Below are 22,119 nucleotides of genomic sequence, written 5' to 3' on the forward strand. Positions count from 1 at the left end.
ACCTTATTTTAAAAAAAACATTCTGATTATTTCTTTTTCACTTCTTCTACAAATTCCCATGTCTCTCCGTTATCTTTTGATTGATAAAGTGCACTACTATCGCCATTGTAGTCTCCATCTGCCCCTTGTCCAACTAACATATTAAAAACCCCATCTTTCTCATATGGCATACTAGGTGAATCAAAAGGACTTATTGTGGACTGTGTATGATCTAATTTCACTTCATGCGGCGGATATTCTACCTTTTTGAAAGATACTCCCCCATCATCTGTACGATATAACTCTCCTTCATTACCAGAAGGCCTAATTGCTCCTAAAAACCCAAGTTTATCATTTATAAAAGTGATTCCTGATACACTACCAATCCCCCCATTAAATGGGTCTGGATTGATAACCTCCCATGTTTTCCCTTCATCACTAGTCTTGCTTAATGAATAAAAAGCGCTCCCTAATGCTTTATCTGTCATATTTAGTTTATAACCAATTTCTTTCGATAGGAAAAACTGTTCTTTTTCATTCTTTAAATCTTGTTGTTTCTTCTCTTTAAGCATATCTTCTTTTGGAGGCGTCTTTGATTTACTCCAACTTGCGTCACTTATTAAATTATATCTAGCAGGGACTAGCTCTTTCTCTTTTCCAGGGACAAATATAGATACAGTATATCCAATGATATCAGAAGATGCTTCTTTAAGACTCTGCCCCCTACCATCCTCAGTAATATTAATAATTCCCTCTGTATTGGATCCCCAATTTCTTTTCCCATAATAAATCAACCCATACTTACTTTCATTCCATTTTCTAACCGTTTGCTTAACTGGAATCGCCTTAACCGTTTTAATTAAAGGTTCTACTAATTTATCATCATTATAATCAGGCTTTGCGTATCCGTCTCGTATTATAGTAATATCCTCTGATTTCTTCTTATTATAAGAGATTAAATAAGTTTCTTCTTCCCCATCAACATTTTTCCCATAAACAAATGTATCAAACGCTGTGATTGTTCCATCTGAATGAAATGTAAGATCAAAATCAGTTGCCATATACAATTTCTTTGGCAAAGGATATTTTTTATTTATATCTTCAAAAATACCTTCTACTCCAGACTTATATATATTATTATGTTTAAGTTTAACTGACCTTTCATGTTTTAACTTTTCTATAAACCATGCCAATTTACCATTGTAATTTATTGCACTTTTATAAATCTGCATCCCATAAAATGATGTAATTGCAACAATAATGATAATAGAAATGGATCTCCATGCTATTGAATTTGTTAATTTTTTAGATTCATATTCTCTATTTTTTATCACCCGCATTGTAGTAAATGTAGTTATGGATATAAAAAGTACTATACATAATAACAAAATGTAAATATTATAATTCATTCTTCCGTACTTACAGTATAAGGCCAACTCATAGCAAAAGATCCCGTATACAATTATTAGTATTGGATTTGTTACTAATGACAGAAGTATCCTTTTTGTATTTTCTCTAAATATAGAAACCACTCCTAATTATATGAATTACTGATATTAAGTATAATTTATGAATATTCACCATTCTTATCATCGGATTTATACACATTCAAATAATATTTTCCTTGTTTCGCTACGAGTTTTCCCTTTATAGTATTTCCTTCATCTTTACCACAAGCTACGTAATTTTACATGTCTGATTCATGATAAAGTACCCATGTCATCCCAATATTTTGTTCATTTATCACAGAAATAACTACTTCTTTCAGAACTATAACATCAAACGTTTAAACATCTGTCTGATCAGGAGTAATCAGATTCCCTTTTACAAGCGTATTGGAAGTCCTTCTCCTCTTCGAGGGATCCACCTGTTTGCAGTTCTTGTTTTACAGTAACTTTTGTTTGTTCTTTACTTTCTTTTCCTCTACTATCTTCCACTGTTAGTTCCACATTATATGTTCCTTTTTCTCCATATACGTGGGTAGGATTCGCTTCTGTACTTGTTGTACCATCACTATAAAATTTAATTTCTTCATTAAAAAGCATTTTTAATTTTTTTATATACTCTTACTGTCGACGTTCAAAAGCTAAACGTACTGCAAGACCTGTCAATACGCTTGCCATAAGCCAACGCTGCACTCGCAGCCACGTTGGACGTGTGCCAAACTATTTCGCAATTTTACTTGCTGTACATACAATTAGAAGGTTAACTATAAAGCTAACAGTGATTTGCGTAAGGCCCAAAACTGCACCTTGAAAAAGCAACGATCCCTTCTCTGGATCTTCAAATTGAGGTAAAAGTGATACATACAAAATAGCAATCTTTGGATTCAGAAGATTAGTCATGAGTCCCATTAAAAATAATTTCCGTGGTGGTTCATTAGAAATCGTACGAGGTTCCATAATAGATATAGCACCCGGTTTAATCGAATTCCAAGCTAGCCAAAGTAAGTAAGCAGCACCTGCCCACTTTACTGCTTCATATACAGTGGGAACCTCAAGGAATAGAACTGTAAGTCCAAACATAGTTGCGATTATATAGATTACAAATCCGAGCATGATGCCCAATAAAGAAATAAATCCCGCCATACGTCCCTGCGTAATGGAACGGGAAATGAGATAAATCATATTAGGCCCAGGTGAACAAACCATGCTAAGCGAAACAATTGCAAAAGCTATCAAGGTACTCAAGCTGACCATAAACCTTCCCCCTTTATATTACATAAAATTTCCTATTATACATTTTATCATGATTGGGGAGAGAAAAAATTAATATAAACCGATGCAGCTAAGTAATATTATCGGATCGAATATAGTGTAATCACATATTTCTCATTCTCTTAAGTAAGGACTAAAAATAACCTATCCATAGAGCTACTAAAACCACTACGAATAAAGCAAAGCAACATGTAATATTTCGAATCCACTTTTGTATATCACCAAAATACCTTTCTATAAATATAGCGTTGATAGTAAGCATAAGAAATAAAACAATGTAAGTAAAAGCACCCAATTTATCGTTAAACTTCTCATTTGTAAATGTACTTACATGAAGGAATAGAAAAACAAACGTTACTATGAATAGCTCAAATAGCCTTTTTTTATTCACCCCACCACCACCTTACAGTAATTCCCTTTCATTCCATTTTATCAGAACATACTGTGTAGCAGCACATGAATATTATATTCATGTTAAAAAGGCCAACAATCCAAGATTGTTAGCCTCTACTTCCCATATTCGTATCTTTTATCACTTTACTTCCTTACAACTGGAATCCACATTTCACCAAACACTAAGCCGTTTCTTTTCCCCATCTCAACCGTCGTATTTGGTCCACCAACATAAGCAAACTCATTTGCATCTGGTAAAGCTTGACCGAAGGCGATGCCAGTCAACTTATTACTTAACTCTTCAGCTGTTTTGTCTTCCCCTTTTACTACTAAGTATTCTCCCCTCGGAAACTGAATCACTCTAGATTCTTCTTCTATTTGTGCTTCTGTCATGACACCCGCATAATACATCATTTTGTTATTCACCGCTTCGCTCACAGAAAAAATGTATTCATTTGTCGCTAAAGCTTTTAAAGTGTCCAGCCTTCCATCTTCTTTAACAGCCGACCAAAAGTCTTCCTTTTCTTTATTTATTCCAGCAAAGTCTGTGTACTCACTCTTAATTTCAGTTCCAATACCTAACACAATAAAGCTATCTTTTTCTTCTATAGTATAATTTTTCATATACAAAACCTGCCTCTTTTTTTATTAATCAAACGATTTATCTTTTCATCTGATACGTTTATAATATCTTTAAACCATGTCAAAAAATGATACTGTTTAGGAGACCAAAATGAAAAAAGTTGAACGGATTAATACAATTATGCGATATATTAACAACCGCTCCCACTTTACAATTTCTGAAATCATACGAGAATTTAACATATCACGATCGACAGCTATTAGAGACATTAGAGAAATTGAAGCTATGGGAATGCCACTTGTCGCTGAAGTTGGGAGAACGGGTGGATATTTTGTTATGCATAATTCTATACTGCCCGTTGTTCGCTTTACTGATAATGAAGTGAAAGCTCTTTTTATTGCCTTTATGGCTACGAGGAATCAACAACTTCCCTACCTAAAGAGTCGTCAATCTTTAGCCGAAAAACTACTAGGACTCATCTCAGAAACCCAGCAGGATGACCTTGTTCTTTTAAATCAACTCTTGCTGTTCCAAGGAACTAATCCTTATAATCCCGATCTACTTGAGCTTTCTGATCTCCCCCATCCTATGTTAGAAAAACTCATTCAAATCCTTCTTTTGGATAACCATTTATTGATTACCATTAAAGAAGATGAAAAAATTAAGTCTTATCCAATTTATCTATTACACCTTTATCAAGAAAAAAGCCATTGGATCATTGAAGGATTTGACTTAAAAGAAGAAAAGAAGTTAATGTTTCCTGTCGATGATCTCATCAATATTGAACCATACACGACGAATAAAAGGCTCAATAAGAAAAAGATTTTAGAAAAACTAAGTAAGAAGGCTGAAGCAATTAACCTTGCACTTGAACTTGGTCCGACAGCAATTGCCCAGTTCAAAAAATACCATCCTTTAAAAATTTCAATATCTTATACTAATCCTTACCAATCCACAGCCATTTTAAAAACTTTTATCAATGTTAACAATCCCGATGAAGTGACGGAAATAATAAATTGGCTGCTTTTTCTAGGGAAGGATATTAAAATCAAAGAAATACCCGATGAAGTATTAGCAGATTTACAAAAACGAGTGTGCTTATACATTCCATAAGCAGTGAGCCTCAAATATTAAGCTTTATCACTGGACAATTATTCTATTTTTAAATACCATTTCATTTACTACAATGAGAGCATGATAAATAATAAAAGCACGGAAAATCTCCCGTGCTTTTCTAAATATATATTATTCCTGAAGGTTTCGTTTATCTCGTTTCTTACCCTAACTGACGTTTAAATGCTTTACTAGCGAAAAAGTAAGAAATAATCATTATACCTACGCACCAAGTGAGCGCAATCCAAATATCGTTTCCAACAGTTCCTTCATATAAAAGAGCACGAATCGCATTCACGATTGAAGTTACAGGCTGATTCTCTGCAAACACACGAACAATTTTGGGCATCGTTTCGGTAGGGACAAAGGCCGAGCTAATAAATGGAAGAAAAACTAGCGGGTACGAGTAAGCAGTCGCCCCTTCCATAGACTTTGCCGTCAGCCCTGGAATGATAGCCACCCATGTTAGCGCTAACGTAAACATCCCTAGTATCCCAGCTACTCCAAGCCAATCTAGAATATTCGCACTGGAACGGAAACACATTAAGAGTGCAACAAGAATAACCACCACGATAGTAAGTACATTAGCAATAAGAGAGGTTAAAACGTGAGCCCACAATATCGACGAGCGCTTAATAGGCATCGTAATGAAACGTGCCATCAGCCCACTCTTTACATCCGTAAAGAGTCGCACAGAAGTGTAAGCTACACCGGATGCGATAGCCATTAGCAAAATTCCCGGCAATAAATAATTAACGTAGTTTTCCGTTCCAGTTTTTATTGCGCCTCCAAACACGTAGACAAATAATAGCATCATCATAATCGGTGTAATCGCTACTGTAATAATTGTATCCGGGCTGCGCATAATGTTACGCATTAAACGACCTAGTAATACACCTGTTTTACTTTTCATTTACATCTCCTCCTTTTTGCCAATGATCGCAAGGAATATTTCTTCCAATGTCGGTTGCTTCTCGATATACTCCACTTTTGCCGGTGGGAACATCTCTTTTAGTTCAGCAAGAGTACCTGTCGTAATAATTTTTCCGCCATGCAAAATAGCGATACGGTCTGCCAGTTGTTCTGCTTCCTCCAAGTACTGAGTCGTAAGCAAAATAGTTGTACCACTATCAGCAAGTTCCTTGACTGTATCCCACACTTCAATTCGCGCTTCAGGATCGAGTCCAGTCGTTGGTTCGTCAAGAAAAATAACTGCTGGCGCCCCAATCAAACTCATCGCGATATCAAGCCGGCGCTTCATCCCGCCTGAATACTGATCTGCCCTTTGGTTTGCCGCATCAGTCAGGCTAAATCTTGCAAGTAGATTGTCAGCAACTTGAGCGGGACTGGAAACACCACGTAGCCTAGCTATCATTATCAAGTTTTCCCTCCCAGTCAGCATACCGTCTAAAGCTGCGAACTGCCCTGTCAAACTGATACTTTGACGTACATGATTTGGTTGACGCTGTACATCAAATCCGCAAATACTTACTTCACCGCCATCTTGCTTCATTAGCGTCGAAAGGATGTTGACCGTTGTCGTCTTTCCCGCTCCATTTGAGCCTAGCAGCGCGAAAATTTCTCCACGCTGCACCTCAAAATCTATCCCTTTTAAAACTTCCTTGTCTTTAAAGGATTTTTTCAAGCCTTTTACAGAAATCGCTGCATGACTCATACATTTTTCCTCCCTATAAAAATATTTTGCGAAGATAATTTATTTACCTCTATCTATTTAGTACCACTGATATTCTGTATCACTTAGTACTGAGCTAAAAATATAACTGAATAGCTATGATGACAATTCATTTGTGTAACCAGCTAATCAGTCGGTATTACTTATTGCATTTATTTTTTTCTCAATTTCTTCATAATACTTTCATTCAAATCTTCACGATACTTGGAGACGTAAGTTTTAGCATTTGCCACTAGTTCGTCAGCAAAGGAAGCCACGTCATCCCCAGTAATGTCAAGCACTTGTCTTCCTTCTGCTGCACCAGCTTCAAACAAATCGATTAATTCATACTGTATGTGTAACATATCCATCCCGTTACCCGCTGAGAAATTCCACATGTAGTTTTGAATTTTCTTAAATACAAATTGGTAGTCCTCTGGCAGAGCCTCAACTCGTGCCATCATCATTTTGTACTCTTTTTTATCACCAATTAACTTTTTAAACATTTCTAACATCTTATTTTCCTCCTTTTTTATAAAACCGAACAAGAAATTCCCAAAGTATCGGCCGGAACGTTTTATCTTATGAACCTATTTTGACTTCAAGACGTTAATTTTTGACGATACAAAATCCCATTTTTCCCAAAACAATTCAAGCTCCTGGCGGCCTTCTTCATTTAATGAATAAAACTTACGAGGCGGTCCCATATCTGATGGTTTCTTTTCAATATTCACAAGCTTTTTCTTCTCTAATCGTACAAGGATGGTATACACCGTACCTTCCACAACTTCGGTAAACCCAAGATCATTCAGGTGGCGGGTAATCTCATAGCCATACGTTTCACGGCGACTAATGATTTCCAGTACACACCCTTCCAGTGAACCTTTCAGCATTTCAGTTAAATTTTCCATGTCCTGATCCTCCTTTACCCCCTATTCTGTCTGACTTATATTCAGTATTACAGAGTACTAAGGCGAATTTTTTACTGAGTAGTTTTTTTGAATTCATACTATTCAGTATCACTTATTACATCTACATTGTATGACTAAGTAGCGATAGATGTCAACTGATTTTCAAATTTTTTCTAAAATCCGCTATTACCTATTGTCTACTGAAAATATTTTGAGAAACAACACTACTCAGTATTGCTTATTACAAGTACATTGTATGACTAAGTAGCAATGAATGTCAACTCGATTTTTATATTTTTCTAAAATCAACTATTACCTATTCGATACAGCCTATTTTCTTTTTTTATTTTGCCCCATACCTATCCCACTAAGAAAAGAAAATACCCCAAAACAAAAATTCTACATTTTTATTTTGGGGCGCTATACTATACCAAAGTTAATGAATATGGCTAGCTCTTCTTATTAATAAGACAGATCATTTTTTGTTACGATAACATCATAGCCATATCTTCTGCTGCATTTGTAATTAGTTTTAAACCAAATGTTTCTTGTAATACATCAAGCACGCCAGGTGAAATAAATTCAGGAACCTTTGGACCGATGCGAATATCTTGAATCCCAAGACTAAATAGCCCGAGTAAAATGGCAACCGCTTTTTGTTCAAACCATGATAGCACAATACTTACTGGCAATTCATTCACTTCACATTGGAAAGCATCAGCTAATGCAGCCGCTATTTTCACTGTAGAAATGGAATTATTACACTGTCCTAAATCAATGTACCGCGGAATTTCCGTACCAGGTACAACACCGTAATCCACATCATTAAAGCGGAATTTCCCGCAAGAAGTTGTTAAAATAACCGTTTCTGGCGGAAGTGACGTTGCTAATTCACGATAATATACTCCGCCTTTTCCCGGTGCATCACAACCGGCGATAACAAAGAAACGCTTTATTTTCCCCTCTTTTACTGCATCAATAATTTCTGGGGCTAATGATAATACTGTATTATGATGAAACCCTGTTACTAACTGTTCATCCGACTCCATATGTACTTCTGGAAGTTCTAGTGCTTTTTGAATCAATGGTGTAAAATCATCATTTTCAATTTTTTGTACACCTTCTAAACCTGCAATATCATATGAAAAGAATCGATCAGAGTACGATCCTTTAATTGGCATAACACAGTTCGTTGTAGCTAATATGGCACCAGTAAATTTTTCAAAAAGGCGTCTTTGATCATACCATGCCTTACCGATGTTTCCTTTTAAATGTTTATATTTTTTCAGCTGCGGATATCCGTGTGCTGGTAGCATTTCAGAATGTGTATAAATATTAATGTCTTTTCCTTCTGTTTGCTTTAATAGTTCTTCTAGTGCAAATAAATTATGACCCGTAACTACAATTGCTTTACCTTCTACACGATTTTGTGTAATTTGTACAGGCTCTGGCACACCAAAATGATTCGTATGTGCCTCATCTAATAATTCCATCACCCGTAAAGCTGATTTCCCCACTTTCATAGCCATATCAATATGCTCTTGTTCGTTAAAGTTAGAATTTGTTAATGTCATATATAAAGCTTCTTGTGTTGTAGCATCTACAAATGCATCCGTATACCCTAGCTGAGCAGCATGTGTGCGATAAGCTGCAATTCCTTTTAGCCCAAACACAATCGTATCTTGTAAACTCGCAATCGTTTCATTCTTGCCACACACACCCATTACTTTACATCCGCCTGTTGGCGTTTGTTCACATTGATAACAAAACATATCATCCCACCCTCTCCCAATCATTCATTACACCTTAAGCATAATACCCATTGAAAAAAAGTGATGTGATTTCCATCACAATAATATATAAAGATTTGTGACAGCTCATATTGTTGACATAATATTTTTATTGACACTAAAAAACGTACATTAGTGTACACACATCTTTCAATACTTTTAAATAGCTAAATAATTAATTTGGAGAAATATATACAACGAAAAATTTTTCGAATCCCTTATACAAATAGTTGCAATTCATCGCATATGAAAATAGCATATTTTTCATTTTAAGAAACTACCATTTTTTATTAAAGTCTTTATTGTAAACCTTTTTATTTACAATACATTTACACTATCTTAACATTACTTACATTATTTATATGATATATTTATATAGAAGCTACTTAAGAAATTTCATATACATTTTATCTTTATGATCTCTTACTCTAATCAATAAAAAGATCATGTTATATTTTTATAACAGGGGTGAATTACGATGACTGAAACTTTAAAAACACTTATAATGCTTGATGCTACTTACGTTGTTATAGCAATTATGACAGTATTAGTATTTGTATACTTGGAATTAAAATCTCAGTAATATATGCTGGCGTAATCAACAGATTCAGCATTTAAATATAGTTAGAAGAAAGAGAGGAGAAAATTATTTCTCCTCTCTTTTGTATTTCTACAATTTCTTATTTTAATAAATCCAATGTATGTAAAAGTAATCCTTTGTCCCCTACTTCCCCATGACCAGGCACTACTGCATTTATATTTCTATATCGCTTCAGCACATTCTCAATCGATGTAGACCATTCATTTACATAAGCATCCGCAACGTTTCCTAAATCTTTCGCGGACGTAGATTTCACTAAACAGCCTCCAACTAAAATATTGTATTGCGGTAACCATACGACAATATTATCTTCTGTATGCCCTTTCCCTGGATAAAATGTTTCTACTTTCATATTTCCAAACTTCAAATTTGTAACGGTTTGTAAATCTCCAAGCGGTTCTTCATATCCATTTTTCTTTGCTAGTTCTGCAGTTAATGCTGTACTATGCGCTTTAATGCCTCTTTCTTTCAACGTTTTTATTCCGCCAATTCGATCAGCGTGCGCATGTGTAATAATGACATCCGTTACGCGCTTCTGAAATTTCTTTTCTACCATTTCTATTAGTTCCTTCGTTAATTTGTCATCCCAAGAAGAATCCACAAGTACTAACCCTTTAGAAGTATTAAGAACTAGACCGTTCGAAGGAACTGCTTCTCCATTAAAAGAACCTAACTCCGTATGAACCCATACATTCTTGTTTAACTGAGATATTGAAATGGTTCCCGTCTCATTTTTTATTACTGTTTTCTCTACCTTTTGTGATGCTTGTACAGAAGAAATTGTGCTAACAAATTGAATTGTTCCTAGTAAACCTACACATAATCCTACTTTTAACAACGTATTCTTTTTCATGTCATCAACCCTTTCTTTCAAGCCAAATTGTTATTACCTATATTAGACAATTCATCTCAAATGTTTGTTCCATCTTCATTTGCATACTTTTATGTAATTAACAAAAAAAGCGTACAAAATTTTGTACACTTTAAAACTTAATCTTTCATTCCATAATTCTCAAACTCTTCCTCATTCCCATAAAATACATTTAAATCAATATACTTTTCTTTTCCATTATAACCATTTAATCTTCCGCGGTTCGTGTATTGCCAAAACTTCCATTTTCTCCCATCAGATAAACTCGGTTTTGTAAGAACACTACGAATCCATATATCACATTTTGGATACGCATCCTTTATATATAAATCATACGCCTCTTGCGTTGCATACAATATTACTTTCTTACCGTAATGTTTTTCTAGCATTTCAATCATAACCGACAACTCTTTCACAACATCTTCACGCTTAGGGGGATTATCTTTTTTGTTAGCATAAAACTCAACATCAATTACGGGTGGCAATGCTTGTTTATACTTTGGAACAGTTCGTATATATTGCTCTGCTTGTGTTTCACCCTTACTATCAAAACTAAAAAAATGATACGCTCCGACGCGCATACCTGTCTTATTCGCATTCGTCCAATTTTCCGAAAAGTACTTATCTACAAAAGAGCTTCCTTCAGTAGCCTTTATAAACGCAAACTTCATATTTTGCTTTTCCAACTCTCTCCAATCTATATCTCCTTGGTATGACGCAACATCTACACCTTTTATTTCATACTTATCCGCACTTATTTGATTCGGAATAAATATGCCTTGAAAGACTAAATAAGCGAAAACACTCATTACACTAATTAAGGTAAAGACTCCTCCTATAATAAGCTTCTTTTTCATTCGTATCCCCCATCTTTACACATTAATATTCCACTTACCATTCACGTTTTTTATTAATCCTCATTTTTTCTTCAAATGCCTTCTCTAAATCAATTTCTAACTTATTTGCTAAGTCACATACATTCCAAATGACATCAAACATTTCTAAACCAATCTCTCTTTTCGCATCCTGTATTGCATCACGCTTTAATATCACTTCCGCTAATTCACCTAATTCCGCCATCGCATACATCGTACGCTCTTCAATTGTTGTATCTTGAAATCCTTTTTCTTTACTGAAATTTGATACATATCTCTGGAATTCCACAATATTCATACCTAATCTCCCCTTATCACAAATACTCTATTTTTCTATTAAACTTAAAATCAAAATTGCATTTTGTTAAATTATAACATTCAGACTATAATTTATTTATAGCCCATTAACGGAGGTGTTTGCAATGACTCTCTTCGCTTCCCCATCATTATTCATAGTGGCAATCCTTTCATTTGCACTAGCTTATTTCATCGGAGTTAAACAATACACTTGGCTCTTATCAGGATTCAATGAACGCCGTGTACCAGATAAAGATAAGTTATCAAAAATAGTTGGTCTTTATAATTTAACTGCCGGTGCTATTGCCACAATTGGTAGTGTCTTCACTACTCCTAATGTCAAAATCTTATTTCCTATCATTATAATTGGCCACGTTATAATCGCTGCTTATGTAAATACACGCATGGTGCATTGAAAAAAGATCAACCAAATGGATGATCTTTTTTATAATTTATCAACATATTGCTTCGCTTCTAGTAAAGAAAACCCAAAAGCCTCTCTTACTCTCTTAACTGCTGTAACTGTTTTTCCTTCTTCCATAAGCTGGCGTAACTCTTTATTAATTTCAGGTTCTCTATCTATAATTCCCATTTCTTTCGTAATTAATTGTAATCTATCTTCAATTCTCTTTAAACGCGCATCATTTTTCTTTTCAATTGTAGCTAATTTTTCAGCGATATAAATGAAACCAAAGGCTAATATTAGTATAACCATCCAGAATTCCATAAATGTTCCCCCTTACTAAGTTTCATTTATTTTATTTCACTAACTTATCAGCTTTAGTTATTGAAATCATTCATTCCTTACAAGGAAAGGGTAAACTAAAACTTTCTCAAAAATTAGTAATAGACATGATTTCTCCTCAAGGTTGCTCAAAATGGACTGGATTAGGTGTGTTTCTAGATGATTCTAATGAAGAATTACAGGTTTATTCACTCGGATGGGGCGTTGGATTTCAATGTATGATGGTTTGTTATCCATACTGCGGGAATGGTGCTGTTATTATGACCAATTCCGATTTAGGTGTTCATCAAATGGAAGGGATCATTGGTGAAGTTGTAAAAACGTTATCCTTATAATGAAAATAAAGAAGCAGTTCCTTCCAGCTTCTTTATCTATATAACATTTTTCGCAACAATTTTTATATGTTCTGGTGCGATAATCTCCGTTATACTTTCTTGGAAATCTTCCCGCAACATTTCTTCCAAATGTTCTAACTGCACTTCAACATGTGTGCATTCTAAATTATGTATATTTAACAGTGCATAATGATCTTTTTTCTTAATTACTAAATATTGATTTTCCTCTGTCACAAGTACAGAACCTAATCGGACTCCTAATAAGCGTTGATCATCAAACTTCATAATTACTTCTCCTTCCCTCATATAAACGAAACTACAATGAAAATAATTACATTTATGGAAAAACACGCTTATTTAGACTATATCATAATTTACTAAAATAGAAATATCTTTTTCTGTTTCAATAAAAATCCCTATTTTTTCATATATTTCGATACAAAAAACTTTCTCAACATTAAATTTGAATTTTCAGTTTTTAATCCCATGAAAATCTATTATAATAAAGTTAATAAATGTTTGACCTCTCCTAATTCATGTACATATGGATGATCAGTAGTTATCGCTACTGATCTATTTTTTTGATTTCAGAAAGTACATACGCTGCATCCTTTCCTACACCACAAATAAGTGCGGAACCCCTTTGAGATTGCCATGGTAAACCGATATAATACAATCCTTTTACTGGACTGATTCCCTTTATATGATTAGGAAATCCTTTCTCATTCACTGCCTGTTCAATTTCAATCCAATTATAATTTTGAACAAAACCAGTTGACCATATAACGCTTTCTGCACTATAAATATCACCATTCTGAAACATAATGTTATTTCCTGATGCACTTACTACTTTTTCTTGCAGTTTGATTGCTCCATTACGAATAAGTTTCTTACCTTCAAAACCGAAAATAGGGTCCTTTCTCTTCTGAAACCATCTTCCCCTCTTTGTATTTATTTCAGCGTACAATAAACCCATTTTTTCTAGCAGATTAAAAATACTTTTTCCAAAAAGTTGTAACGGTAAAAACGTTAAAGGATGACTAATAGACACCGTAACTTCATGTGTTTTTGCAAGTTCTACTGCTATTTGCATTCCTGAATTCCCGCCACCTACTACAAGTACCTTCCCCTGTGGAATTTGCGGTGATGATTTATATTGTGATGAATGTATTTGAAAAATATGTGATGATAGATTTGCTGAAACTGAGGGAATAAATGGTTGCTGAAAACCACCTGATGCGATAATAACTTTTTTCGTTTGTAAAACTTCTGTAGGAGTATGTAATTCAAATATTTCTTTTTCTTTCTTTATTTTTAGAACTTCCGTTTGTAATTGTACCGGTAATTGAAAATGTCTTGCATATTCTTCTAAATAAGTTGCAATTTCATCTTTATATGGAAATTCATTTTTTTCACCTATTAACGCCATACCCGGCAAGCTACTGTAAGACCTTGGGGTAAAAAGCTGCAAAGAATCATATCGATTTCTCCATGAATCACCAACTTGTTTTCCTGCCTCAAGTAATAAAAAATTATACCCTTCTTGCTTCAAGTAATATCCCATTGTTAATCCAGCTTGACCCGCTCCAATAATAATTAGGTCTATCATTCTAATCCCTCCTTCTTTTACATATGAATATTTGTTCATATATTCATACGTTTCCATAATCATACCATTTTATTTTTATATAATTCAATATCTACTCAAAATAAAAAAGAGCAGTTTACCATAAAGTAAACTCCCCTTCATTCTATCTTCCCAGTCTTTAGCGCCTGTGCCCAGTCATATCTTTCTTGTTGAACAGCCAATCCAGCAGCTTCTTCCCAATTATAAGGAACTGAAATTTGTTCAATTGTCCATTCTCCCAAAACCTTTTCTATCACTACATATTTTGCATGCGGAGTTCCTGATTCCATTTTATGCATAACAGGTAACTCATCTTTGTATGCTGGAAGTCCTACACTTCCTGGATTTATAATGATCTTTCCGTTCGCAAAATAAACAACTCTAGGAATATGTGTATGACCACATACTATTATTTTTTGTTCTATATTTTGGAGTTGATCCATTATATTTTTTTCATTCTTTAATATTGCACCATTCTCATTCATCTCTTCTAACAAATACACTTCATCTGAAGTTGGCGTACCGTGACAACATAACATATCGTCTACAATAAATTGTGAAGGATGTTGTTTTAACCAACCTATATGATAATTTGTTAATTGATTTTGAACAAAAGTTAGTGTAGCAGATTGCTCTTGTATAGGTTCCCAAAGCATGCGATCACAATTGCCTTTAATATGTATCATCTCGCTACTCATTAATATTTCAATTGTCTCTAAAGGATCTAACGGCCCATACACACTATCTCCTAAATTTATTATCATTTCGACCTTGCGACGTGTAATATCTTTTAATACCGATTTTAAAGCGTGACTATTTCCGTGGATATCTGAAATTATAGCTATTTTCATCTTAATCCTTACTTTAATATATTATTTATAAACATCCGCAGCCAATTCCCTCAAAACTTCTACATTCACTACTTCAAAACAACCATTGTTTTTCTTGATTATATTTTTATCACAAAAAAGATTCAAAGTACGTAATAAATGCCGATAACTCGTTCCTAACAACTCCGCTATTTCCGTTAAATTCCCACTAAACACAATTCTATTTTCATGCTGAACTGCTCGTTCTCCGGCTGCTAACATGTAACTCGCAAGTCTATTTTCAAGCGGATACAATAAATTAATTGTACTGTTTTTGGAAAGTCGGTTTAATTTATGTGCCAATGATCCACAAATACATCTTAAAAATTTCGCATCATGAAATAGCTGATTTCTCACTTTTCCTAATGGTAAACCAACACAATATGAATCTGCCATCACTTGTACGTTTGAAGTGATTCTTTGAGAATGAATTAACTCCACATCTCCAAGTAACTGCAAACTATCGTAAAAACATAATAATACCGATTTCCCGTTACTTAATGTGTTAAACGCTTTCGCTTTTCCTTCAACAAAGAAATATAAATAATCTATCTCTTCATTTTCTCTACAAATAAACTCATTCTTTTTAAAAAATATAAGTTCCATATATGGCTTCATATCATGACTAAAAAATGAATCAATATTATTTTGCTTTATATACTCTGCTAATTTAATAGAATTACATACTTTCTTCATAGTTCCCCACCTTTACAGCTCATCCCCATTGTAATCAAAATTTTCTTCTTCCACTATGACATATGTCATAACAATACACAATTTCAGCATGATACAGTCATTACAAATATGAAATATAAAGGGGATATTACATTGTATAACTTTCTTTCTGTCTTTATTGGTGTGCTCATCGCCGTTATGCTTCCATTGAATGGAATTTTATCCGAGTTAATTGGGAAGTATACAGCAAGCGTTGTCATTCACCTTGTCGGTTTAATTGCAGTTATCTTCATTTTAATTATAAACAAAAATAAAATTCGTTTCGATAAAAGTATTCCACTTTTTTTATATAGCGCTGGAGCGATTGGAGTATTCACTGTTCTTTTTAACAATATAAGTTTCTCCGTCCTTGGTGCTTCTATTACGATCGCATTAAGTTTACTCGGTCAATCTATTGCTTCCATCATTATCGATCATTTCGGCTTATTAGGAATGAAAGTTGCAAAGTTTGAAAAGAAAAAACTAATTGGATTATGTTTCATCTCTTCTGGAATTATAATCATGACAATTTATTAATGGGGGCAAGAAAATGTTATATATTACGATCGCTATTTTAGCTGGTGTTTCTATCGTTGTTGCTAGAATTATTAACGCGAATTTAGCAGCGAAAATCGGAAATTGGGAAGGCACGTTTTTTAATTATATTACTGGATTATTTTTCTCTATGTTATTTTTAATTTTCAGTTCAGATTCATTGTATATTCCAATGCAGACGTTACAATCTATTCCTATTGCTGTGTACTTAGGCGGATTAGTAGGCGTTATCGTTATTTCATTATCCAACTATATTACTCCTAAAATATCAGCCTTTTATTTAACATTACTCATCTTTATCGGACAATTATTTGCGGGGACTATTATTGATTTCTTCCTGACAAATGAACTCTCAATTGGTAAAGTTATCGGTGGCATTTTCGTATTAATTGGGCTCACTTACAATTTACTCATAGATCGCCCGATAAAAACTGTGAAGCATAACCAAGTTCAACTATAATACTTTACGCTTACCTATCATATATTAATAGAAAAGCTCTTCACACGAAGTAATAGAGAGGAGAAAATCCTATTAAAAAAAGTATTTTATTGCTAGGTAGCGTATTAATTATTTGTGGAATTGTATGGTTTGTAAACTCGGGAAAATCTATTCAAGATCTCTATACTGCAAACAAACCGAAAAAGAAAGCTACTATTATTTCAAGCTCGCGAGATCCAAATGAGCCCCCTGTTTTTTTAGAAAAGCAGGAAATAAAAGATATACATGTAGAATCAATTAAAACAAAAAAGGATATCTTTCTCACAAAAACAGATGAATTAAAAACATTTATTAACAGTATGAATACCGCAAAAAAAGGCAAATTAACATTGGATGAAGAAGGATCAGATTTAATAGATTGTGATATGTGGATTACTTTCGAGGATGGAACTTATAAAAAATATTTCATATGGATAGTTGATCATCACAGCAGCGAAGTGATGATTGCTCAGCAAGATACTCCTGATGATGTAAACCTTACGTACTATCAGTTAAACGAAGATAGTTCAAAAAAAGTTTATAATTTATTTAAAAAAATTATTTAAATGAAAAAGTCATGAGCACGCGAACTCATGACTTTTTGCACTATATATACTCCGGGAACACTCTACAACTCTTTTCCTGCTCTATATCATGACCAAAGAAAACAATTGGTTTCTCTTTCGCCACAACTTCTTTTAAACGTTTAATTGAAGATAAAGCTAATTCTGGATTAAATCCTGCGAACGGCACTTCATCTTCAAAATTCTCTTTCGTGTACGATGCATCAATCGTTAATAAAACTGAACCGGATTGCTCCGTCTCAATGAATAGCGACTGATGGCCTGGAGAATGACCTGGCGTATACAATACTTGAACACCTGGTACCACTTCATAATCCCCTTCAATAATTTTGTAGTTCAAATGCGGTAATATACATTCTTTCATATATTCTTCTCTATGAAGTGCTGCCTCATATCCGGTTCGCTGCACAATAATCGGTGTATTTGTAAAAGCACCGTTTCCTCCTGCATGATCAAAATGTAAGTGAGAGCTAATAATATATAAAAGGTCGTCTGGCTCATACCCTACACGCTTTAATATATTCACGATTCTATCTTCTTCAGTCATTTTCGGTAAAATCTGTCCTTCAACAAATGTACCGTTAAAAAGCCCTTCATTATTAACTGCACTTTCTGGCATACCTGTGTCTACTAAAATAGGACCTTCTTCCGTCTCCAAAAGATAACACCACACCGGCAAGTTTAATAGTTTCCCCGGTGTTAACGCACTGTTAACAGACGAATGATCCAACATGCAACGACCTGCTGGGATGAAATAAAGTTTCTTTACTGTCATTATGTATCCACCTTTACATTTAGTTTTGGATAAAGTAATACAGTAAAAAATTCTTCTTTTTAGAAATAAACTCCTTCTAGACTATCAGTACAGCTTGCATAAAAAAAGGGTATTTTTTTTACATAGCAGTATTTCACCATCTATAATATAGAAGTAAAGGATTCTTACTTTAAATGAAACATTAACACCGATTAACGCTGAAAACTTAAAGAAAGCACATACACTACTTGAAAGCGGGCACACCATTGGGAAAATCGTATTAGAGAAATTTTAATCATGATAGCGACAGATAGTATGTGAAATTATACCAACGATTTTTCAAATATATCTATCACAAATCAAATTATATCAACAATTCGACAAGGTGTACCGATTTATCGACAAATAACAACAATAAGAAAAGGCTGTTCCAAATGAACAGCCTTTTCTTTATTTACTTGAAATCTCTTTATTATTTTGAACGTCTAACGGAGCTCGCTTTCCTATTCCAAAAGCATAGAAACTAATTGTAACGATAGCTAAGAAAATAATACCTACAACTAACGAAATACGAGTATCATCGTTAAACCACATTCCGATTAATACCATAATTAAAAAGGCAATCGTTAAATAGTTTGTAACAGGAGCAAATGGCATTTTGAACGGATGATCTTTCATCTCTGCTCCCTTTTCTTTTCTAAAATTAATTTGACTAATTAAAATGACAAACCATGGTACCATTCCAGGAAGTACACTCGCACTATATACATATACGAATAAGTTTTTCGGTGCGATGTAACTTAAAACAACACCAACCGCCAGACCGATAATTACGCCAACTGTACCAAATAAAGGCACACCATTTCCAGAAAGTTTCGTGAAATATTTCGGTGCTTGTCCATTTACACCTAACGTATAAAGCATACGACCAGCACTATAAATACCACTATTACAACCAGACATTGCTGCTGTAATAACAACGAAGTTAATTAATCCAGCTGCTGCCGTAATACCAACTTTCGCAAAAGTTGCTACGAACGGACTACCAATTGTACTTAATTGATCCCACGGATACACAGTTACAATAACGAAAATAGCACCGATGTAGAAAATTAAAATACGCCAAATTGTACTTTGAATCGCTCTTGTAAGTGTCTTCTTTGGATCCTTCGCTTCACCAGCAGTAATACCGATTAATTCCACACCTTGGTATGCACCAACTACAAGTGATAAAGCAAAGAAGAATCCTGAGAAACCACCTGTAAAGAAACCGCCATTTGACCAAAGATTAGATATGCCAATCGCTTCTCCGCCGTTACCAATTCCGAAGAAAATAAGGCCAAATCCCGCAATAATCATTAATAGAATCGTAACGATTTTAATCATCGCGAACCAAAATTCAAATTCACCAAATGACTTCACAGAAATTAAGTTAGCTGCACCAAGAATAACCATTGCAATTATACCTGGTATCCAAGCTGGTAAATCCGGGAACCAATATTGCATATACGCTCCAACCGCGATAATTTCTGACATCCCAACGATAACCCACTGGAACCAGTTACTCCACGCTGTCATATAACCAGCTAGTGGATGAATATACTTATGACCGAATGTCGCAAATGAGCCTGTACTTGGCTCCATATACAACATTTCTCCCATGGCACGCATGATGAAGAAGATGAAAATACCTGCAATTGCATAAGCAAGCATTACTGACGGACCTGTCCATTTAATTGTGCTGGCTGATCCCATAAACAAACCAACACCAATCGTTCCGCCTAAAGCAATCATTTGAATATGACGTGCTTCTAAACCTCTTTTCAATTCTTTGTTTGCCACTTCACTTCCCCCTCTTAGATGATTCATAGCCGCATTTTAACACAAGATGCTTTCCCCTAATTCCTTTCGACCCTGAAAATGATGAAGCAAACGTCATTTTACACTAGCTTTAAAGCTATCCTAAAATCGTTTTGTGCTCCTAATAAAATTCTCAGAACCTTTCATCTTCCAATATTCTATAAATCTTAAAATTACTTACCTTATATTAATTCATTAATCTGAAAAATTCAATTATTTTTTCAATAAATTATTATACATAAGTCTGATTAATTTTTAACTAAATTAACAATAAAATACATCTATTCAATATGATTCCGACATGTATATTATTACAATATAAATAAACAAGGAGATGCTATCTTCCTCGGTTTCATATCTCAAATACTTCAACCTTTATAGTTGATAACGTAATTTCCCACACATTCGATTCATATACCAATAAGAAATTTAATATATTAATAAACTACTAACTTCTTTACTCCAGCCAAATTTTGAGGCAGAAACCTTTCTGCCTCAAAACAACGGGATAAAATATAAAAGAGTCTCATTAAAAAATGAGACTCTTTTACGATTTCATATTTAAATCGATTTCGAAGTTTGCTTACCAAAGATAAATACCCTAGTAAACACTGCCATTATAACTACTATAACCAGAAAATAAAGTGGCATCACCATTAACGAGCCTGTATGCAGCTGACTCATTCCCAAAATTGTCATCGTTACAATTACATAGTAACCTAAACTAAACAATGCACCAGCTGTACCAATGACATCTTGAAAATCTACTAACGCTAAACTTAAACAATTAGGTAACGCTACTCCAATTCCTAATAGCAATATAAACATCGCTATTAAAAATACAATCATATATATTATATTTGGATTTGATCCAACTGAAGTAATAATAGATAAAGCGACTGCTCCTCCTGTCATTACAAGACAACCGATATATATAATTTTCTCTGGTTTATAAGTAGCAAGTAAACGTTTTGAAATTTTCGCTCCAACAATAGAAGCAGACGCTACAACAATTCCTAGAAAGCCATACATACTAGGCGATAACTGAAAGTATTCAATAAAGATAAACGGCGCTTCTGCATAATAGCTAAATAAAACACCATTTGCTCCTCCAATTAACAACCCATATGTTACCACTTTTGGATTTGTAATTAACCTCTTCAAGACTGAAAATACATTTATTTTATTCGTTACTGAGCCCGTTTTTGTTTCAGGAAGAGAAACAAACGTATACAGAAAAATACCGATACTCATAACTACTAAACTTAAAAATACTATTTTAAATCCAAATATTTGATCAAGAAAGCCACCAATTAACGGTCCTATCGCTGGTGTAAAAGCAATGACTGCTGAAATTTGAGCAAACATAACATGCCTCTTATGCCCTTCTACACTTTCACGAAGAATCGTTTGCGTCACAACTGATCCTGCACTTGCTCCAAACGCTTGAATAAAACGACTTACCAATAAAACTTCAATGGAATTTGCAATAAAGCACAAGAAACTCCCAGCGCCATATACGACAATTCCAAATAACATTGCTGGGCGACGGCCAATTATATCTGATAGCCATCCAATAAAAAATACACCTAAAGCAAATCCAGCAAAATACACACTAAGCGTTAACTGCACCTCATTATTACTTACATGTAACGCCTTTGAAATGTCAGGTAACGACGGTGTGTAAATCGTTTCACTAATTTGCGGAAATGCGACAAGAATAATCATTAACAAAAGTGATGGTACTGAGACTTTTTTCATTTTTCATACCCTCCTATAACTTTGAAAATCTCAGA

The 22,119-nt window shown here is 34.2% G+C and carries 24 protein-coding genes and 4 pseudogenes; 7 read left to right on the forward strand and 21 right to left on the reverse strand.

The features are described 5' to 3' along the window. Positions 1-26: 26 nt before the first annotated feature. From MHB52_RS17415 to MHB52_RS17435, 5 genes and pseudogenes are all read right to left on the reverse strand, one after another. The gene (locus MHB52_RS17415) at positions 27-1,511 is read right to left on the reverse strand and encodes a WD40/YVTN/BNR-like repeat-containing protein (RefSeq protein WP_080451636.1); all 1,485 of its coding nucleotides are present in this window, start codon (positions 1,509-1,511) and stop codon (positions 27-29) included. Positions 1,512-1,546: 35 nt separating this feature from the next. Beyond that, positions 1,547-2,021 (reverse strand): annotated as a pseudogene (locus MHB52_RS17420) (PKD domain-containing protein); the annotation flags it as partial. A 24-nt stretch (positions 2,022-2,045) separates the two neighbouring features. Further along, positions 2,046-2,678 (reverse strand): annotated as a pseudogene (locus MHB52_RS17425) (LysE family translocator). A 151-nt stretch (positions 2,679-2,829) separates the two neighbouring features. After that, positions 2,830-3,087: a DUF3963 domain-containing protein gene (locus MHB52_RS17430; protein WP_001036206.1), complete on the reverse strand. Its 258-nt coding sequence runs from the start codon at positions 3,085-3,087 to the stop codon at positions 2,830-2,832. 146 nt (positions 3,088-3,233) lie between these two features. After that, a complete protein-coding gene (locus tag MHB52_RS17435; protein ID WP_000801038.1) occupies positions 3,234-3,713 on the reverse strand; it encodes a GyrI-like domain-containing protein in 480 nt (159 codons plus the stop codon). A gap of 109 nt (positions 3,714-3,822) precedes the next feature. Between MHB52_RS17435 and MHB52_RS17440 the strand changes: the two genes are divergently transcribed. Then, positions 3,823-4,785 (forward strand): helix-turn-helix transcriptional regulator, encoded by a 963-nt coding sequence (locus tag MHB52_RS17440; protein ID WP_061663915.1) that lies wholly within the window; start codon positions 3,823-3,825, stop codon positions 4,783-4,785. Positions 4,786-4,948: 163 nt separating this feature from the next. On the opposite strand, the gene MHB52_RS17445 is transcribed toward MHB52_RS17440, so the two are convergent. From MHB52_RS17445 to MHB52_RS17480, 8 genes are all read right to left on the reverse strand, one after another. Continuing rightward, on the reverse strand, positions 4,949-5,698 hold the full coding sequence (locus MHB52_RS17445; protein WP_061663916.1) for an ABC transporter permease: 750 nt from the start codon (positions 5,696-5,698) through the stop codon (positions 4,949-4,951). Next, the gene (locus tag MHB52_RS17450) at positions 5,699-6,460 is read right to left on the reverse strand and encodes an ABC transporter ATP-binding protein (RefSeq protein ID WP_061663917.1); all 762 of its coding nucleotides are present in this window, start codon (positions 6,458-6,460) and stop codon (positions 5,699-5,701) included. It abuts the gene before it with no gap. Positions 6,461-6,630: 170 nt separating this feature from the next. Further along, the gene (locus MHB52_RS17455) at positions 6,631-6,972 is read right to left on the reverse strand and encodes a DUF1048 domain-containing protein (protein WP_000891986.1); all 342 of its coding nucleotides are present in this window, start codon (positions 6,970-6,972) and stop codon (positions 6,631-6,633) included. A 75-nt stretch (positions 6,973-7,047) separates the two neighbouring features. Next, positions 7,048-7,368 (reverse strand): PadR family transcriptional regulator, encoded by a 321-nt coding sequence (locus MHB52_RS17460; RefSeq protein WP_000429487.1) that lies wholly within the window; start codon positions 7,366-7,368, stop codon positions 7,048-7,050. A gap of 485 nt (positions 7,369-7,853) precedes the next feature. Then, positions 7,854-9,140, reverse strand: a complete 1,287-nt coding sequence (gene hcp, locus MHB52_RS17465) for a hydroxylamine reductase (protein ID WP_061663930.1) — start codon at positions 9,138-9,140, stop codon at positions 7,854-7,856. A 698-nt stretch (positions 9,141-9,838) separates the two neighbouring features. Next, positions 9,839-10,612: a BcII family subclass B1 metallo-beta-lactamase gene (gene bla2, locus MHB52_RS17470; RefSeq protein WP_000742468.1), complete on the reverse strand. Its 774-nt coding sequence runs from the start codon at positions 10,610-10,612 to the stop codon at positions 9,839-9,841. 137 nt (positions 10,613-10,749) lie between these two features. Beyond that, complete coding sequence (locus tag MHB52_RS17475; RefSeq protein WP_061663918.1) at positions 10,750-11,487, reverse strand: glycoside hydrolase family 25 protein; 738 nt, start codon at positions 11,485-11,487, stop codon at positions 10,750-10,752. A 34-nt stretch (positions 11,488-11,521) separates the two neighbouring features. Next, on the reverse strand, positions 11,522-11,803 hold the full coding sequence (locus MHB52_RS17480) for a MazG nucleotide pyrophosphohydrolase domain-containing protein (protein ID WP_001028137.1): 282 nt from the start codon (positions 11,801-11,803) through the stop codon (positions 11,522-11,524). A gap of 124 nt (positions 11,804-11,927) precedes the next feature. Here MHB52_RS17480 and MHB52_RS17485 point away from each other — a divergent pair, with 124 nt between their 5' ends. Beyond that, complete coding sequence (locus MHB52_RS17485; RefSeq protein WP_061663919.1) at positions 11,928-12,218, forward strand: DUF3784 domain-containing protein; 291 nt, start codon at positions 11,928-11,930, stop codon at positions 12,216-12,218. Between the two features lie 29 nt (positions 12,219-12,247). On the opposite strand, the gene MHB52_RS17490 is transcribed toward MHB52_RS17485, so the two are convergent. Then, the gene (locus tag MHB52_RS17490) at positions 12,248-12,529 is read right to left on the reverse strand and encodes a hypothetical protein (protein ID WP_000397716.1); all 282 of its coding nucleotides are present in this window, start codon (positions 12,527-12,529) and stop codon (positions 12,248-12,250) included. Between the two features lie 38 nt (positions 12,530-12,567). Between MHB52_RS17490 and MHB52_RS17495 the strand changes: the two are divergent. After that, positions 12,568-12,882 (forward strand): annotated as a pseudogene (locus tag MHB52_RS17495) (hypothetical protein); the annotation flags it as partial. 36 nt (positions 12,883-12,918) lie between these two features. Here the strand turns inward: MHB52_RS17495 and MHB52_RS17500 are convergent. From MHB52_RS17500 to yeiL, 4 genes are all read right to left on the reverse strand, one after another. Then, positions 12,919-13,167: a hypothetical protein gene (locus tag MHB52_RS17500; protein ID WP_000666948.1), complete on the reverse strand. Its 249-nt coding sequence runs from the start codon at positions 13,165-13,167 to the stop codon at positions 12,919-12,921. Positions 13,168-13,447: 280 nt separating this feature from the next. Further along, positions 13,448-14,491, reverse strand: a complete 1,044-nt coding sequence (locus MHB52_RS17505; RefSeq protein ID WP_000566229.1) for a flavin-containing monooxygenase — start codon at positions 14,489-14,491, stop codon at positions 13,448-13,450. Positions 14,492-14,628: 137 nt separating this feature from the next. Then, complete coding sequence (locus tag MHB52_RS17510) at positions 14,629-15,360, reverse strand: metallophosphoesterase family protein (RefSeq protein ID WP_000684252.1); 732 nt, start codon at positions 15,358-15,360, stop codon at positions 14,629-14,631. Positions 15,361-15,381: 21 nt separating this feature from the next. Continuing rightward, on the reverse strand, positions 15,382-16,074 hold the full coding sequence (gene yeiL, locus MHB52_RS17515; protein ID WP_000754826.1) for a transcriptional regulator YeiL: 693 nt from the start codon (positions 16,072-16,074) through the stop codon (positions 15,382-15,384). Positions 16,075-16,182: 108 nt separating this feature from the next. Here yeiL and MHB52_RS17520 point away from each other — a divergent pair, with 108 nt between their 5' ends. The 3 genes from MHB52_RS17520 to MHB52_RS17530 all read left to right on the forward strand — a co-directional run bounded on the left by MHB52_RS17520 (position 16,183) and on the right by MHB52_RS17530 (position 17,691). After that, the gene (locus MHB52_RS17520; RefSeq protein WP_002005482.1) at positions 16,183-16,629 is read left to right on the forward strand and encodes a DMT family transporter; all 447 of its coding nucleotides are present in this window, start codon (positions 16,183-16,185) and stop codon (positions 16,627-16,629) included. 13 nt (positions 16,630-16,642) lie between these two features. Next, on the forward strand, positions 16,643-17,107 hold the full coding sequence (locus MHB52_RS17525) for a DMT family transporter (protein ID WP_000965802.1): 465 nt from the start codon (positions 16,643-16,645) through the stop codon (positions 17,105-17,107). Positions 17,108-17,196: 89 nt separating this feature from the next. Next, positions 17,197-17,691 carry a hypothetical protein gene (locus MHB52_RS17530; RefSeq protein ID WP_061663920.1) on the forward strand — a complete coding sequence of 165 codons (495 nt, stop codon included), beginning with the start codon at positions 17,197-17,199 and terminating at the stop codon, positions 17,689-17,691. 40 nt (positions 17,692-17,731) lie between these two features. On the opposite strand, the gene aiiA is transcribed toward MHB52_RS17530, so the two are convergent. Next, positions 17,732-18,484 (reverse strand): quorum-quenching N-acyl homoserine lactonase AiiA, encoded by a 753-nt coding sequence (gene aiiA, locus MHB52_RS17535; protein ID WP_061663921.1) that lies wholly within the window; start codon positions 18,482-18,484, stop codon positions 17,732-17,734. Between the two features lie 166 nt (positions 18,485-18,650). Here aiiA and MHB52_RS17540 point away from each other — a divergent pair. Continuing rightward, positions 18,651-18,758 (forward strand): annotated as a pseudogene (locus tag MHB52_RS17540) (zinc-binding alcohol dehydrogenase family protein); the annotation flags it as partial. A 155-nt stretch (positions 18,759-18,913) separates the two neighbouring features. On the opposite strand, the gene MHB52_RS17545 reads toward MHB52_RS17540, so the two are convergent. Continuing rightward, positions 18,914-20,305: an amino acid permease gene (locus MHB52_RS17545; protein WP_001284404.1), complete on the reverse strand. Its 1,392-nt coding sequence runs from the start codon at positions 20,303-20,305 to the stop codon at positions 18,914-18,916. Between the two features lie 579 nt (positions 20,306-20,884). Next, positions 20,885-22,084, reverse strand: a complete 1,200-nt coding sequence (locus MHB52_RS17550; protein ID WP_016118378.1) for a multidrug effflux MFS transporter — start codon at positions 22,082-22,084, stop codon at positions 20,885-20,887. Positions 22,085-22,119: the final 35 nt, after the last annotated feature.

The organism is Bacillus sp. FSL K6-0073 (assembly GCF_038006085.1).
In the GTDB taxonomy this organism is placed as follows: Bacteria; Bacillota; Bacilli; order Bacillales; family Bacillaceae_G; genus Bacillus_A; species Bacillus_A cereus.